This window comes from Tenacibaculum sp. XPcli2-G, assembly GCF_024124505.1.
Classification (GTDB): Bacteria; Bacteroidota; Bacteroidia; order Flavobacteriales; family Flavobacteriaceae; genus Polaribacter; species Polaribacter mesophilus.
The window spans coordinates 189,467-203,119 of sequence record NZ_JAMXSH010000002.1; the positions used below are offsets into that span (position 1 = coordinate 189,467).

Annotated in this window: 11 protein-coding genes and 1 pseudogene; 8 read left to right on the forward strand and 4 right to left on the reverse strand. The window is 33.0% G+C overall.

From position 1 onward, the window contains the following. Positions 1-47: 47 nt before the first annotated feature. Positions 48-857: a hypothetical protein gene (locus NH341_RS05540; protein ID WP_253055946.1), complete on the reverse strand. Its 810-nt coding sequence runs from the start codon at positions 855-857 to the stop codon at positions 48-50. Between the two features lie 131 nt (positions 858-988). On the opposite strand from NH341_RS05540, the gene gcvP reads away from it, so the two are divergent. Beyond that, entirely contained in the window at positions 989-3,844 is a 2,856-nt protein-coding gene (gcvP, locus tag NH341_RS05545) for an aminomethyl-transferring glycine dehydrogenase (protein WP_159615666.1), read from the forward strand. Between the two features lie 50 nt (positions 3,845-3,894). Here gcvP and NH341_RS05550 read toward each other — a convergent pair whose 3' ends face one another. Further along, on the reverse strand, positions 3,895-4,182 hold the full coding sequence (locus tag NH341_RS05550; RefSeq protein WP_047789357.1) for a hypothetical protein: 288 nt from the start codon (positions 4,180-4,182) through the stop codon (positions 3,895-3,897). A 647-nt stretch (positions 4,183-4,829) separates the two neighbouring features. Between NH341_RS05550 and NH341_RS05555 the strand changes: the two genes are divergently transcribed. Beyond that, a complete protein-coding gene (locus NH341_RS05555; RefSeq protein ID WP_047789358.1) occupies positions 4,830-5,699 on the forward strand; it encodes a zinc-dependent peptidase in 870 nt (289 codons plus the stop codon). A 314-nt stretch (positions 5,700-6,013) separates the two neighbouring features. Here the strand turns inward: NH341_RS05555 and NH341_RS05560 are convergent, their stop codons facing one another. Further along, entirely contained in the window at positions 6,014-7,645 is a 1,632-nt protein-coding gene (locus NH341_RS05560) for an ABC-F family ATP-binding cassette domain-containing protein (RefSeq protein ID WP_073181369.1), read from the reverse strand. Positions 7,646-8,405: 760 nt separating this feature from the next. Between NH341_RS05560 and NH341_RS05565 the strand changes: the two genes are divergently transcribed. From NH341_RS05565 to NH341_RS05580, 4 genes are all read left to right on the forward strand, one after another. Further along, positions 8,406-8,951 (forward strand): helix-turn-helix domain-containing protein, encoded by a 546-nt coding sequence (locus tag NH341_RS05565; RefSeq protein ID WP_253055948.1) that lies wholly within the window; start codon positions 8,406-8,408, stop codon positions 8,949-8,951. 100 nt (positions 8,952-9,051) lie between these two features. Further along, positions 9,052-10,563 (forward strand): class A beta-lactamase-related serine hydrolase, encoded by a 1,512-nt coding sequence (locus NH341_RS05570; RefSeq protein ID WP_253055949.1) that lies wholly within the window; start codon positions 9,052-9,054, stop codon positions 10,561-10,563. Between the two features lie 7 nt (positions 10,564-10,570). Further along, a complete protein-coding gene (locus tag NH341_RS05575; RefSeq protein WP_253055950.1) occupies positions 10,571-11,311 on the forward strand; it encodes a serine hydrolase in 741 nt (246 codons plus the stop codon). A gap of 18 nt (positions 11,312-11,329) precedes the next feature. Continuing rightward, positions 11,330-11,920, forward strand: a complete 591-nt coding sequence (locus NH341_RS05580) for a hypothetical protein (RefSeq protein ID WP_253055951.1) — start codon at positions 11,330-11,332, stop codon at positions 11,918-11,920. A 58-nt stretch (positions 11,921-11,978) separates the two neighbouring features. Here NH341_RS05580 and NH341_RS05585 read toward each other — a convergent pair. Then, a pseudogene (locus tag NH341_RS05585) lies at positions 11,979-12,086 on the reverse strand (IS110 family transposase); the annotation flags it as partial. A gap of 51 nt (positions 12,087-12,137) precedes the next feature. On the opposite strand from NH341_RS05585, the gene rlmH reads away from it, so the two are divergent. Both rlmH and NH341_RS05595 read left to right on the forward strand, forming a co-directional pair. Next, positions 12,138-12,611 (forward strand): 23S rRNA (pseudouridine(1915)-N(3))-methyltransferase RlmH, encoded by a 474-nt coding sequence (gene rlmH, locus NH341_RS05590; protein ID WP_167713456.1) that lies wholly within the window; start codon positions 12,138-12,140, stop codon positions 12,609-12,611. Between the two features lie 168 nt (positions 12,612-12,779). After that, positions 12,780-13,646, forward strand: coding sequence for a hypothetical protein (locus NH341_RS05595; RefSeq protein ID WP_047789781.1), 867 nt, complete (start codon positions 12,780-12,782; stop codon positions 13,644-13,646). Positions 13,647-13,653: the final 7 nt, after the last annotated feature.

Below are 13,653 nucleotides of genomic sequence, written 5' to 3' on the forward strand. Positions count from 1 at the left end.
ACAAGCTATTACTTTTTAGATTTCAACACCTGCTAAAAGCTTCAATCTTAAACTAACAAAAATAACCACCAAAAAATGGGAATTGCCTCAACCCAAAAAGAACTGTAGTATTTAGACTGATTTACTCTTGCTCTCATCAATAAAATTAACAATACGGAAAACACCAATAAAAAAGCTGTACGGTATTGAGTATTCGGACTAATCATAAACTCCAACACCAAACACACCCCAAGCAAAACAACCCCAAACTTTTTAGTGTTTTCTAAACCTATTTTTTTAGGAATTGTTTGTAAAGAAATAGCATCGTATTGCACATCTCTAATATCAAAAGGAAGGATTAATATTATTACCAACAAAAAACGCTGTATTACACACAAGTACACCTCAGTTGTGAAAGAAATTTCACTAGCATATATTGGCAATAACACCGTAGTTACTGCCCATACCAAGGCCACTACTATTATTTTTAAATAGCCAACACTTCGTAAGTTTTTTTGAAATCCACTTAAAAAAGGTACTGCATATAAAAAAGTTAAAACCCCTAAAGGCACGAAAAACAATAAAGTTCTTAAAGGTAGTAACCATGCATAATAACACATTAGCAAGAAACAAATCAACGAAAATATTTGAATGATTTGCAAGTTTTTAGTCAAACTTCGATGATGGAGTTTCGCTACTCCTGCATATTTAACAAAATTATACCCAGTAATTGTGGCAAAAAACACAAAAAAAACGAGTGATTCATCATACGAAAAACCAAAGTATAATTCAGTAATTATAAACAAAGAAATCACCGATAAGGCTACATGGATACTAGAATTTATATAAAAGTCAAGTACTTTTTTAAAAAGGTTCATCTAACAAAAATAACTTTTCTGTTTATAACCAGCTGTTTTGGTTAATAAAATATTGTTTTTAACAAAAAAATATGTAGTATCAAATCAACCAATTTCACTATTTTTGAGGCACGAAAAACAACAACACAATAATGAACACAAATTCATTTCAACTTAGGCATATAGGTCCTCGTGTTAAAGATCAGGATCAAATGCTTCAAACAATTGGCATTGAGAATTTAGACCAATTGATTTATGAAACTATTCCCGACGATATTCGTTTACAAAAAGAGCTTGATTTAGCTCCTGCCATGAGCGAATATGAATACCTAAATCACATTAATGAATTAGGTGCAAAAAACAAAGTTTTTAAAAGTTATATAGGTTTAGGATACCACGAAGCTATTTTACCTAGTGTTATCCAACGTAATATTTTAGAAAACCCAGGATGGTATACTGCCTATACCCCTTACCAAGCTGAAATAGCACAAGGACGTTTAGAAGCCTTGTTAAATTACCAAACTATGATTTGTGATTTAACAGGAATGGAATTAGCTAACGCTTCATTATTAGATGAAAGTACTGCAGCTGCAGAAGCCATGGCTTTATTATTTGATGTTCGTGAAAGAGCACAAAAAAAAGCAAGCGTAAACAAGTTCTTTGTTTCAGAAGAAATTTTACCACAAACCTTATCGGTATTACAAACACGTGCTATTCCTATCGGAATTGAATTAGTTGTTGGTAACCACGAAGAATTTGATTTTTCAGAAGAGTTCTTTGGCGCTATCGTACAATATCCTGGTAAGCACGGACAAGTATATGATTATACCGATTTCGTTGCTAACTGTAACGCAAATAATATCAAAGTAGCGGTTGCTGCTGATATTTTATCATTAGTAAAGTTAAAAGCTCCTGCTGAATTTGGTGCTGACGTTGTCGTAGGTACTACACAACGTTTTGGTATTCCTTTAGGATATGGAGGACCTCACGCTGGATATTTTGCTACTAAAGAAGCTTACAAGCGTAGTATACCTGGTCGTATTATTGGAGTTACCAAAGATGTTGATGGTGGTCGTGCGTTACGTATGGCATTACAAACGCGTGAGCAACACATTAAACGTGAAAAAGCAACTTCAAACATTTGTACTGCACAAGTATTATTAGCGGTTATGGCAGGTATGTATGCTGTATACCACGGTAAAAATGGTTTACAATACATTGCAGATCGTGTACACACAAGCACTACAACCTTAGCAAAAGCCTTAAACGATTTAGGTTTCAAACAAAAGAATAGTGCTTATTTCGATACTATTTTAGTGGAAGTTGAAGCAGACAAGTTACGCCCAGTAGCAGAAGCAAACGGAATAAACTTTAATTATATCGATGCAGAACATGTTTCAATCTCTGTAAACGAAACAGTAGGTTTAAAGGAAATCAATGAAATTGTTGATTGTTTTGAACAAGCATTCAATATCAAAGATATTTTAGTTACTGAATTTACTTCAACAGATGTAATTCCTGCAGACGTAAAAAGAGCTACTTCTTTCTTAGATAACGAAATATTTAACACGTATCAATCAGAAACTGATATGATGCGTTATATCAAAAAATTAGAACGTAAAGATTTAGCATTAAATCACTCAATGATTTCTTTAGGGTCTTGTACCATGAAGTTAAATGCTGCTTCTGAAATGTTACCATTGAGTAATCCTCAATGGGGAAATATTCACCCATTTGCTCCATTAAACCAAGCAGAAGGATACCAAATCATGTTAAGCAACCTTGAAAACCAATTAAATGTGATTACTGGTTTTGCAGGTACTTCTTTACAACCTAACTCTGGTGCGCAAGGTGAATTTGCCGGATTAATGACTATTAGAGCCTATCACGAAGCAAATGGAGATACCCACAGAAACATCTGTTTAATTCCTGCATCAGCTCACGGAACGAACCCTGCATCTGCTGTTATGGCGGGTATGAAAGTGGTGGTTACCAAAACTGATGAAAGAGGAAACATCGATGTAGAAGATTTACGTGCTAAAGCTGAAAAACACGCTGATAATTTAGCTGCTTTAATGGTAACCTACCCATCTACTCACGGAGTATTTGAAAAGGCGATTAAAGAAATTACGCAAATTATTCACGATAATGGTGGACAAGTATATATGGACGGTGCAAACATGAACGCACAGGTAGGATTAACAAATCCTGCAACTATTGGTGCCGATGTTTGTCACTTAAACCTACATAAAACATTTGCGATTCCTCACGGTGGTGGTGGACCAGGTGTTGGACCAATTTGTGTGGCTCCTCAATTAGTTCCATTTTTACCTACCAACCCTGTAATAGCAACTGGTGGTAACAATGCCATTACGGCTATCTCAGCAGCTCCTTGGGGTTCTGCATTGGTATGTTTAATCTCTTACGGATACATTACCATGTTAGGTGCTGACGGGTTAACAAACTCTACTAAGAACGCTATTTTAAACGCAAACTATATTAAAGAGCGTTTAAGCGGACATTATAGCACTTTATATACTGGTGAAATGAACCGTGCTGCTCACGAAATGATTTTAGACTGTCGTGAGTTTAAACAAAACGGAATTGAAGTTACTGACATTGCGAAACGTTTAATGGACTACGGATTCCACGCGCCTACGGTATCTTTCCCTGTAGCGGGTACAATTATGGTAGAGCCAACCGAATCGGAAGGTGTCGCTGAATTAGACCGTTTTTGTGATGCGTTAATCTCTATTAGAAAAGAGATTGCCGAAGCGAGTAAAGAAAATCCTAACAACCCGCTTAAAAATGCACCACATACGCAAGAAATGTTAACTGCTGATGAGTGGGATTTACCATACTCTCGTAAACAAGCAGCATTTCCTTTAGATTATATTGCAGACAATAAGTTTTGGCCTTCAGTACGCCGTGTAGACGATGCTTTTGGTGACCGTAATTTAATTTGTTCTTGTAATCCTATTGAAGATTATATGGAAGCAGAAGCTTAATAAATATAACACCTATAAAAAAGACCTCGAAATTTCGAGGTCTTTTTTATTTATGCAACTCTTACAATTCTTTCTAATGGAATAATAGTAGATTCTTTTAAAATTACCGAGGCATCAGTAATACCCCAAACGGTTGTTTCTACTCTCTTTAAACCATCCACATCCATAAAAAATATTTTTACCTTTTCTCTTTCTAAATTTCCTAAAGACAAAGCCCGCTGTAAATCTAAAATACGATTTACTATTGCTTTCTTTTTGTTTAACACCTCTTCTTTTGGGAATTTTAAGAACTTGATCTGTTCTTTTGCTACAGTTATAAAACCTGTTTTTGTAGTCATATTATTGGGGAATTTAAGGTTACTACTTTATAAAATTAAGATTTAAGTTATAGAACTAAAATCTCATTGCCAATGTATACATTTCGAACTTTATTTACAAACAATACAACAAAACAATATAAAATTTAACATTTACACAAAATAAGGAGTTGATTTTTAACAAACACTCAATAAAACCAATACTAAACTACAAAACACTCAAAAACAGAAACTTAAATATTATTACTAAAGAAGATTGTTTCGTTTCCCTCACAATAACTATAAATAAAACGTCATTACGAAGGAGGTTACGACTGAAGTAATCTCTCCATCAACTAGCAGATTGCTTCGTTCTACTCGCAATGACGAAACATACCGTCATCTCGAACTGAAGCAGCGCGGAATGTGAGAGATCTTAAGAATAGAAGTTACTCTCTTCATGAGATTCCTCACATCCGTTTGGAATGACGTTAAGTTAATTAGAATGACCATACCTAAACGTCATAGCGAGGAGGCTCATTGAGCGAAGTCGAAATGAACGACGTGGCTATCTTCTACTCGGTACACCATATACAGATTGCTTCATTCCATTCGCAATGACGCTTGTACTCTACCCTATTTTTATATATTTGAAAAAAAAATTACTAGTAGTCTCAATGCTATTTTAAATGACTTATTTATCTATAATTATACTCGTAGGTATTTTTCTTGTATTCAAAAAAAGCACCTCAACACCAAAGTGGAAACAACCTACAACTCCTTTTCCAAACAAATGGAAAGTTATTTTAACTAAAAAAGTCGCTTTTTACAACGCACTCACTCCTGATGAAAAAGAATTGTTTGAATTCAAAGTTTTTGAATTCCTGTTAAATCATGAAGTTATTGGTGTTGATGTTACAGTTACGATTACGGACAAACTTCTGATAGCTTCTAGTGCTGTAATTCCTATTTTTAATTTTCCTGAATGGCGTTATCCTAATATCAAAGAAATTATTTTATACCCTGCTATGTTCAACGAGCATTTTGAAACCGAAGGAGACAACCGAAGAATTTTAGGAATGGTAGGTAACGGGTATTTAGAAGGAAAAATGGTTTTATCGAAACCTGCTTTACATCTAGGTTTTGAGAATGAAACCGATAAAAAGAATACCGCTATCCATGAGTTTGTGCATTTAATTGACAAACTAGATGGAAATATTGACGGAGTTCCGCATGTATTATTAGAAAAACAATACAGCATTCCGTGGGTAGATTTAATCAACAAAAAGATTGAAGAAATATATAACGACGCTTCCGATATCAATCCGTATGGCGGAACTAACAAAGCGGAATTTTTCTCGGTAGCTAGTGAATACTTTTTTGAGCGTCCGAAGTTATTAGCTAGAAAACATCCTGAGCTTTATGCATTGCTAGAGCAAATCTTTAAACAAGATATGGACGACATGAACCTGCATTTAAAACGTCTTGATATTTCCAGAAACGATCCTTGTCCTTGTGATAGTGGAGTGAAGTACAAGAAGTGTTGTGGGGTAAACTAATTGTCTCCTCTTCTCGTCATTACGAAGGAGGTTACGACTGAAGTAATCTCTCCATCTACTAGCAGATTGCTTCGTTCCACTCGCAATGACGATAACTTAGACATCATTTCGACAGAGCGATTTTATGAGCGACGAGAAATCTCAACAATGGGAGTTACTCACATGAATAAGATTTCTCGTTATCACTCGAAATGACAGTAATCGAGACGTCATAGTAAGGAGGCTCATTGAGCGAAGTCGAAATGAACGACTTGGCTATCTTTTACTCGGTACACGATATACAGATTGCTTCGTTCCACTCGCAATGACGTTTTTTACAGGTCAATCTCCTTTAACGCTTTGATGTTGTTACGTTCTAAGAAAGCATCAATCGTTTCAAAGTGTTCGATAACGCGTTGGTCTTTAAATTCAAATACTTTTTGAGATAATCCTTGTAAGAAATCACGATCGTGAGATACTAAAATCAACGTTCCGTCGAAGTGTAATAAGGCTTCTTTAATTACTTCTTTCGATTTTAAATCTAAGTGGTTTGTAGGCTCATCTAAAATCAACACGTTTACAGGCTCTAGTAACAATTTCACCATTGCTAAACGGGTTTTCTCTCCTCCAGAAAGTACTTTTACCTTCTTTTCTAAATCATCGCCCGAGAACATAAAACGTCCTAATATATTTTTGATTTGTGTTCTAATGTCTCCTTCAGCAACCTCATCTACGGTTTGGAAAATTGTTAGTTCAGGATCTAACAATGATGCTTGATTCTGTGCAAAGTATCCCACTTTAGCGTTGTGTCCTAAGCCACATTCACCCTCAAAATCAATTTCTCCCATAATTGCTTTAATCATGGTCGATTTTCCTTCTCCGTTTCTTCCTACAAACGATACTTTTTCTCCACGAGCTATAGAGAAACTTGCGTCTTTAAATACTGTTAAGTCTCCGTATTGCTTCGTCAATCCTTCTACTTTTACAGGATAATCTCCTGAACGTGGTGACGGTGGAAAACGCAGTTTTAATGCTGAGGTATCTACCTCATCAATTTCTACAGGAACCAATTTTTCTAACATACGCTCACGTGAAGCTACTTGATTCGTTTTTGAATAGGTTCCTTTAAAACGTTCGATAAATGCTTTGGTATCGGCAATAAACTTTTGTTGTTCTTGGTAGGCTTTTAACTGATGTGCACGACGCTCTTTACGCAACTCTAAATAGTGTGAGTAGTTCGCTTTGTAATCGTGAATGGTTCCCATCGTTACCTCAATGGTTCTGTTGGTAATATTATCGATAAACGCTTTATCGTGCGAAATTACTACTACCGCCTTGGCTTTGTTTAATAAAAAGTTTTCCAACCAAATTACCGATTCGATATCTACGTGGTTGGTAGGCTCATCTAACAAAATTAAATCGGGTTTTTGCAGTAAGATTTTCGCCAACTCAATACGCATACGCCAACCTCCACTAAACTCTGAGGTTGCTCTTTCAAAATCTTCTTGTTTAAATCCTAACCCTTTTAAAGCTTTTTCTACCTCTGCTTCGTAGTTTATTTCTTCTAACGCGTAGTACTTCTCCCCTAAATCCGATACACGCTCAATGATTTTCATATAATCATCCGATTCGTAATCGGTACGAGTTTCTAATTGTTTGTTGAGGTCGTCCATTTCGGCTTTCATGGCAAAAATAGATGCAAATGCTTTGGATGCTTCTTCTTTTACCGTGCAGTTGTCTTCCATTAACAAGTGCTGCGGTAAGTAAGCGATTACGGTATCTTTCGGACTACGAACGCCACCTTTAGTTGGTTTAGAAACTCCTGCTATAATTTTCATCATGGTGGATTTTCCTGCGCCATTTTTACCCATTAAGGCAATTTTATCGTTCTCGTTTATTACAAACGAAACGTCGCTAAACAGGGTGTTACCACTAAACTCAACCGTTAATTGATCTACCGTAATCATACAAAATATTTTAAGCGGCGAAATTAGCAAAAATGGTGTATACCTTTGATAAAATTTTGGTATAACCTGAGTTTTATAAATTAACTAAAATCAATAGGGTGTTATGTCGATAGCATAAAATATGAGTGATGAGACATCTCAACAATAGATGTTACTCACTTTAATGAGATCCCTCTTTTCAATCGAGATGATACTTTCAAGTAATCTTTAATGGTAAAAACCAATACTGTTTACAGCTGCTAACTCATACTACAACTAACAAAATTCTACTTTTAAGTATTGGTTGGTAGCTTTTTCTTAAGCTCTTTTAATGTTTTCTCCGAGAGCTTTTATGAAATCTGTTGGGATTTGAGGCTACGGCTAGCAATGCTGTCAACTTTTTTACGAGTGCTATTAATTTATCTATTGCCGTAGTATTAGCACTCCATGCCGTAGTGTCAACGGAGCATGCCGTGATATCAGCGACCCATGCAAGGGAGTATTCAATAAAGTGTGGGGAGTATTCAATAAAGTGTGTCAACTTGTTTTTTGATTTTCTAAATAAGGTGTCAGAGATCGTTAATAACAACTAAAACTACTTTTAGTATCTAAATAGTTGCGATTATGGGTTTCCGTAAGAAAATTAAATTATTATTAGTAAGTTCGTAAATGTATAAACAAACATAAAATACAATCATAGACCTACCTAAACAGGTGTATAACGATGTATTTTACATCTATATAAACAAGTTGTGTGCCATAAGAAAAATCACTTTAGAGATTGAATAAACTTTTAAAATATCGAGAAAAACTAAATCTGACTCAAGAGGAATTAGCAGAAAAAGCAGGAGTTTCAACCAGAACCATTCAACGGATTGAAAAAGGAACTGAACCCAAAGGACATACTTTAAAAGTTTTGGCTAAGACTCTTGGAGTTACAGAAGATGAATTAAAAGAAAATATAGCGGAACCTAAAACAGAAACCATAAACTATCAACTCACTAAACAAATTAATCTTTCTTCTATTTTAGGTATCATTCTTCCACCAATTAATATACTGCTTCCTTGGTTTATTATGAAGCGGAAAAATCAAGTGAATGAAATAACAAAACAAATTATTTCTGTTCAAATATTCTACACAATTATTGCTTTAGTATGTATTCTATTAAGTCCGTTTATAAGTAAGTGGTTCGGATTAACTAAACAAATAACTTTAATACTATTAATCGTTTCAGTTATCATAAATCTATATGTAATCATTAGAAATACTATTGAATTAGATAAAAACCAAAAACTATATATAAGACTGAATTTCAGTTTTTTATAACGCCTGTCAGATAATTGTCATCTAATTGTCAGGTAAATTTTTGTTTTTTATTAATTGGTATCAAGAGATTTGCAATTTCAAATATCAATCAAAATTTAATATGAAAACATATAAACTAATTTTTGCAGTCCTATTAATTCTAACAGCTAAAAACAGTGTTGCTCAAGTCGCTAATAATTCAAATTTATTTATTGAGCTAAAAAAAGCAGATAGCCTTATTTTTAATGAGGGGTTTAACAAATGTAATTATTCTGCTTTAAAAAAAGTTCTTCATAGGGATTTAGAGTTTTTTCACGACCAGAATGGAACTCAAAATTTAGAGCAATTTTATAAATCTTTTTCAAATAGCATTTGCTCTAACCCCAATTTCAAACCTATTAGAAGATTAGTAGATGAAACACAAAAAGTATTTCCTTTAAAAAATAATGGAGAAATATACGGAGCAATACAGACAGGTGAACATATTTTTTACATTAAAGAACCTAACAAAAAGCTCTATGCAACTGAACGAGGAAAATTTACACACACTTGGGTGTTAGAAAGTGGACAATGGAAGGTCAAACGAATATTAAGCTATGAACACAAGCCACCAACAAAAGATTACGGAGTAAAATTTAATGCTGATTATGCCTACAAACTGTTTGATAATGATAAAGAAATCGAAAAATTATTAGAAAGACACAAAATTCCGTCGATAGCAATTGGATTAATTAAAAATGGAAAAATTCAACAAATAAGAACATTTGGAAACAAAACTGCAAAACAACCAATTTCAAATAACAGTATTTATAAAGTTGCTTCTCTAACAAAACCAATTACAGCTTTTGTAGTTTTAAAACTAATTGATGAAGGTAAATGGAATTTAGATGAGCCTGTTTCTAAATATTTTATAGATAAAGACATAAAGAATAGTAAATATCTAGATAAATTAACTACAAGGCATATTTTGTCACATCAATCTGGCTTTCCAAATTGGAGGTACTTAACCGATAGCAAAAAATTACACTTTCAATTCGAACCTGGAACAAAATGGCAATATTCTGGAGAAGGCCTTGAATATCTGCGTAAAGCAATTGAAAAGAAATTTAAACGTCCATTTGAAGACATTGCAAAAGAAAAATTATTTAATCCACTTGGAATGAATAACACCCATTTTTATTGGACTAATGAGATCGATGAAAATCAATATGCTGTTGAACACAATGAAAATGGAAAACCAATACATTACGAAAAATATTCTGTTGCAAATGCTTCAGCCAATTTATTAACAACAGTCGAAGATTACTCTAAATTCTTGGAGTATATTTTAAATGGTGCAGATTTATCAAAAAAAACTTATAATGAATTTTTAAAAGTCCAAGCAAACGAAAAAGATGGAATTGATTGGAGTTTAGGGATGCAAATGTTATCTGACTTACCAAATAACGAAACAGCATTTATGCACACTGGTGGAGATTATGGAACAAAAACTATTGCATTGCTTTTAAACAATTCCAAACAAGGTTTAGTGCTTTTCTCAAATTCTGAAAACGGAATGGTTTTATGGCAAAAAATTATATCAGAATATTTCGGAGCGGTTGGAGAAGAAATCGTAAGAAGAAATTTGGAATAGAATACTTATGAAATATTTAATATCGACTTTCTTCGTAGTTTCTTTACTAGTGAGTTGCAAAAAAGAATTATCATTACATAATCCAAACTCATTAGAAAAGTATTCAGACTCATTATTCGCAGATGCTATAAAGAAAAATCAAATAGCTGGAGCATCTATTTTAGTGCTTAAAAAAAACAAAATCTTACTTGATAAAAACTATGGATATGCAAATATAGAATTATCAACCAATATGCCTATTAATGCGGTATTTGAAATAGGCTCTGTAACAAAACAGTTTACTGCTGTTGCAATTCTAAAATTAGCAGAACAAGGTAAAATTAATTTAGATGATGATTTTACCGACTATTTGAATTTTGACACAAAAGGCAGAAAAATCACAATAAAAAACCTTTTAGAACATACTTCTGGCATTGCTAACTATACAGATATTCCAAAGTTTTGGTCACTATCTGTTCAAAATTTACCAAGAGACTCTCTTGTTAGGTTAGTTGAACAAGAAAATTTTCAATTTGAGCCACAAGAAAATTTTGTCTATAACAATTCTGGTTATTTTTTCCTTGGATTAATCATTGAAAAAGTTACAGGAAAAACCTACGAAGAGTATTTAAGAAAAGGATTTTTCATCCCTTTGGGTATGAAAAACACAAGCTATTGCTCAATGAAAGCTATAGTTAAAAATAAAATAAATGGATATAGTTCAACAGAAGAAGGATTAAGACAAAAAGATTACATCAATCATATATGACCATATGCTGGTGGTTCTTTGTGTAGTACAACAAATGACCTATTAATATGGCTAAAAGCATTACACGAATACCGAATTTTATCTAAAGAATCATACCGTTCACTTATTGAACCCATAAGGTTAAGAAATGGTACTAAACTATTTTATGCAAAAGGTCTGGTTAATTTTTCAAATTATGGAAATGTAGAAATAGGACATAGTGGATATATCCCTGGTTTTGTATCCATAACACAGTATTTTCCGAAAGAAGATTTATATCTCATTTGCCTTATAAATACCTCTGGACTATTAGGTGTAAATCACTTTACCAATAAAATAAATTGGAAAATTTTAAAGAGAAAAATCTCAAAACCTATACCATTAGATTTTGATAATAAAATGATTGAAGGAATATATTCAGGTAAAATTGGAGGTGAAAAGCTATCGCTCCAAGTTTCTGTTAATACGAATAAAGTTATTCTGACTAATGTCCAAAATCAAAAAACAGATACTTTGAAAACCTATATAGGTAATAACACTTGGATGAATAGAAATGATGTTATCACAATTAAGAACGGTATGTATAAATTCAATTCTGAATACAAATATTATTGTTTAAAATTGGATTAAATATAATACGGCACATAACAAAGAACTGAGGCAAAAAACAAGTAAATTTTATACTTTTTTAAACCAACGTACTTTTATAATTTGCGTCATAAGGTAAACCACTTTTTACGATGGCAAAAGCTTGTTTTAGTAGCTTATTACACACCGTTATTAAAGCAAGTTTTTTAACCTAAAACCTTCCCTTTAAGAGTTTATAAAACATTCGTAATTTTGCCGTATGAAAATAAAACTACTCGCCATAGGTAAAACTGACAATAAGCAGTTACAGCAATTAATTGACGAATACCAAAACCGCTTAAAACATTACGTAAAGTTTGAGTTGGAGATTATTCCAGATATTAAAAACGTTAAAAACCTAAGCGAGGCGCAACAAAAAGAAAAAGAAGGAGAGTTAATTCTGTCTAAACTGCAACCTACTGATCAATTAGTTTTATTAGACGATAAAGGGAAACAGTATACTTCTGTAGAGTTTTCACAATACTTACAAAAGAAAATGAACTCTGGTATTAAGCAACTAGTGTTGGTTATTGGAGGTCCGTATGGATTTTCTGAGGCTGTATACAATAAAGCACAAGGAAAGTTATCGCTCTCTAAAATGACGTTTTCTCATCAAATGATTCGTTTATTTATTGTCGAACAAATTTATCGTGGGTTTACCATTCTTCGTAACGAGCCTTATCATCACGAATAAGTGTTGTTAAGCTATTTATTCATATCAAATTTTATGTGAGTCAAAACATTATGCTTTTAGTATCCTGAAAAACATGATAAAAAACATGATGAAAAGTTATTTTTTTTTCGCATTTAGCCATACTTTTGCGCCCCGAAAAAAACAAAAACTTAATACCATAAAATTAAAATGAAAACACTAAGATTCCTAGTCTCTTTAACTTTATTCTTAACGTTTACTTGCCAACAAGTAAATGCTCAAGATGACATTAAAACTTTAAAAGCTCAAGTAAAAAACAAGAAAAATCAAATTAGCGCTAATGAAGAAATTTTAGTTAGTGGGGTTGGTGCTTTAAAACGTGTAAAAGGAAATTTAGAGCGTTTTAAAACAAGTAAAAAGGCTACAAAACAAGAGGTAGAAAGAAAAGAAAAAATTGTTGCTAATATGCAACAAAGGTTAAGCAAGTTAAATAATCAAATTGATTTACATAAAAAAGACTTAGCGTCTCTTGAAAGAAAGTTAGCTAGAAAACTTAAAAAAGAAGAAGCTAAGAGAGCTGAGGAAAAAGAGGAAGCTAAAACTACTACTGTAAGTACTGGTCTTGTGGTATATGAAGATAATATAAGTGACGAACAGAAAGAAGTTCTTTTACAAAAACAAAAACTTGAAGAGGCCCGTAAGAAGTTAGACGAAGAAAGAAAAGCCAGAGAACTTGCTTATTTAAAAGAACAAGAGGCTTTACGTTTAGAGGAAGAAAAATTGAAGCAATTAAGTAACCAAATTAAAGCTAAGGAGCAAAACATTAGTAAAGAGAAAAACACGTTAATAAGTGACCTTGAAGATGATATTAGCATTAACGAAGAAATTTTAATTAGTGGTAAGGAAGGTTTAGCTAAAATGAAATCTAAATTAGAAGAGGCTAAGCAAGATGCTTCTACTTCTAAAGAAAGTATTGAAAGAAAACAAGCTATTATCAGTAAGATTGAAAATCGCTTGTTAAAAATTGAAAATGAAATTAATGCTAAAAAGCAAGAGTTAGCAAAAATAAAAGCTTAAAACTTTT

What these genes read in the sequence shown, in the direction of transcription:
- NH341_RS05550 (WP_047789357.1), bottom strand. Translation starts at nt 4,182, where the DNA reads ATGACTACAAAAACAGGTTTTATAACTGTAGCAAAAGAACAGATCAAG.
- gcvP (WP_159615666.1), top strand. Translation starts at nt 989, where the DNA reads ATGAACACAAATTCATTTCAACTTAGGCATATAGGTCCTCGTGTTAAA.
- NH341_RS05555 (WP_047789358.1), top strand. Translation starts at nt 4,830, where the DNA reads ATGACTTATTTATCTATAATTATACTCGTAGGTATTTTTCTTGTATTC.
- NH341_RS05570 (WP_253055949.1), top strand. Translation starts at nt 9,052, where the DNA reads ATGAAAACATATAAACTAATTTTTGCAGTCCTATTAATTCTAACAGCT.
- NH341_RS05560 (WP_073181369.1), bottom strand. Translation starts at nt 7,645, where the DNA reads ATGATTACGGTAGATCAATTAACGGTTGAGTTTAGTGGTAACACCCTG.
- NH341_RS05540 (WP_253055946.1), bottom strand. Translation starts at nt 857, where the DNA reads ATGAACCTTTTTAAAAAAGTACTTGACTTTTATATAAATTCTAGTATC.
- rlmH (WP_167713456.1), top strand. Translation starts at nt 12,138, where the DNA reads ATGAAAATAAAACTACTCGCCATAGGTAAAACTGACAATAAGCAGTTA.
- NH341_RS05575 (WP_253055950.1), top strand. Translation starts at nt 10,571, where the DNA reads ATGAAATATTTAATATCGACTTTCTTCGTAGTTTCTTTACTAGTGAGT.
- NH341_RS05595 (WP_047789781.1), top strand. Translation starts at nt 12,780, where the DNA reads ATGAAAACACTAAGATTCCTAGTCTCTTTAACTTTATTCTTAACGTTT.